The organism is Mariniflexile sp., from assembly GCF_052728615.1.
Genome location: NZ_JBFVFE010000115.1, coordinates 1 through 2308, shown reverse-complemented (window position 1 = coordinate 2308; position 2308 = coordinate 1). Strand labels below are relative to the sequence as shown.

General features: G+C 37.2%; 1 protein-coding gene. It reads left to right on the top strand.

The window, feature by feature from the left end; translation table 11 throughout:
- Positions 1 to 127: 127 nt before the first annotated feature.
- Positions 128 to 2104 carry a M1 family metallopeptidase gene (locus ACU1LP_RS19420; protein ID WP_445737095.1) on the top strand — a complete coding sequence of 659 codons (1977 nt, stop codon included), beginning with the start codon at positions 128 to 130 and terminating at the stop codon, positions 2102 to 2104.
- Positions 2105 to 2308: the final 204 nt, after the last annotated feature.

Sequence of the window (2308 nt, the reverse complement as noted above, 5' to 3'; positions counted from 1 at the left end):
TCGCTTAATCAAAAGTTAGTGCGTGTTTGCGAGCTTCCGATTTTCCTGCGGAAAATCGCCGCTCACAAACCCGCACTGTTCTTATACCGAGCGTTGTGCGCAATTACCTAACCATTCAAATTAAAACATGAAAAGAAAAACTCTCTTATTACTTAGTCTCCAACTATCAATTTTTACATTGTTTGGACAAAACATTACTGGCAAATGGTACGAAATTCAGAATCCGAATGCGAGTTTAGAAATCACAATTGATAAAAACAACGACGCATATTCTGGTTCTTTTAACTGGAAATGGAAAAACTGGATTAGCACAGTTAATGCACCTCTCGATCATTTAATTGTTAAGAAAGATTCCCTTTTATTTGAATTAAAACATGAAAACTTTAAGCCTAATTTCAAATTACAAAAAGATAATGAAACGGACACTTACAAAGGCTTTTTTTATTTCAACGCGCGCCAATTAGGACCCGTTGTCCTGGGTCGTATTCCTATAGAACGTGATATGTCCATTAGTGCAATCACTGAAAAAAAGTACACGAGGCAAGATACTTTAAGAGGCAAGGTAACTCCAGAAAGAGCATGGTGGGACTTGACCCACTATACTTTGGATTTTGAATTGAACATCGAAAACAAATACATTAAAGGGTCTAATACCATAAAATATACCGTATTAGAACCAAAAAATGTCATGCAGATCGACTTGCAACCTCCAATGAAAATAACTAAAGTTATTCAAGCTGGTACATTGTTGACCTTTACACAAGAGGGAAATGCTTATCTCATTCATTTAAAAGAAAATCAAATAATAGGGTCATCAAAAGAGATTGAGATGTACTACGAAGGAAGTCCCAGAGAAGATCCAAACCCACCTTTTGGAGGAGGCTTCACCTATAAGCAAGATGCAAACGGCAAACCTTTTATTTATAACGCAAGTCAAGGACATGGAGCTAGTTTGTGGTGGCCCAGTAAAGACCATATGTATGATGAGCCAGATAATGGGATGACGATAAGCGTAACCGTTCCCGATGGCCTTATGGCTGTTGCCAATGGTAAACTCACAGCAACAGAAAAAAAGAACAACGGCACAACGACCTATCAATGGACAGTAGTAAACCCTATCAATAATTATGGCGTTAGTCTTAACGTGGCTGATTACGTCCATTTTTCAGACCCATACAACGGGAAGAAAGGAACACTTCAATGTGATTATTATGTATTGCCAGAACATCTGGAAAAAGCCAAGATTCAGTTCAAACAAGCACATTTAATGCTGGAAGCCTTTGAGCATTGGTTCGGTCCCTATCCGTTTTATGAAGATAGTTATAAACTGGTAGATGGTATTGGCATGGAGCATCAAAGTTCTGTTGGTTACTCTGGAGGCTATGTTAATGGTATGGAAGGTTCTGATTATTCGGGTTCAGGTTGGGGTATGAAATTCGATTATTTGATTATCCACGAGTCTGGCCACGAATGGTTTGCGAATAACATCACGTATAAAGACATGGCTGATATGTGGGTTCATGAGGGATTCACAACCTATGCTGAAGCTTTGTATGTGGAGTATTATTTTGGAAAAAAAGCTGGGGAAGACTATATAAAAGGACTATCTCAAGGCATTGCCAACGACAAACCAATTATTGGTGATTATGACGTTAACGACCAAGATTACACACAAGATGCATACATGAAATCTGCTGCATTCTTGCATACATTAAGGCAAGTAATTAATGATGATAAAAAGTGGCGAAGCATTCTAACCGGTTTAAATACAGTATTCTACCATAAAACAGTGACCTCAGCAGATATTGAAAATTATATGGCACAACAATCAGGGCTGAACTTGAATCTATTCTTCGACCAATACTTGAAAACCACACAAATTCCAACTTTAGAATACTATTTTAAAGATAACAAGTTCGCCTATCGTTGGATAAATGCTGTGCGTGGATTTGATATGCCATTGAAAGTAAAACTGGATAACCAAGAGCAATGGATTAAACCAACCACCAATTGGACACATGAATACACCAAAGACACTAAAAAAGAATTGATTATTGATTCTAATTTTTACGTGGCTAGTTTTAAGAATATGAAAAATAAATAAAAGCGCACAACAATGGCTATAAGTAATTGCTTGTTCTCGCCTACTTATGAAAATCCGCGAGGATTTCCAGTTTGGTGTGTAATTGCAAAGTTAAGTACTAACCCACGCAACTACTCATAGCCGAGACCGTTGCAAACAAGTGGGAAAAAGCAAAATAAAGCGCAAACTTTTCGGAAATAAAAAAATAAAATTTTATCGAAAATT

Bases quoted from the DNA above. Each gene is read 5' to 3' on its own strand.
- ACU1LP_RS19420 (WP_445737095.1), top strand. From the start codon at position 128: ATGAAAAGAAAAACTCTCTTATTACTTAGTCTCCAACTATCAATTTTT.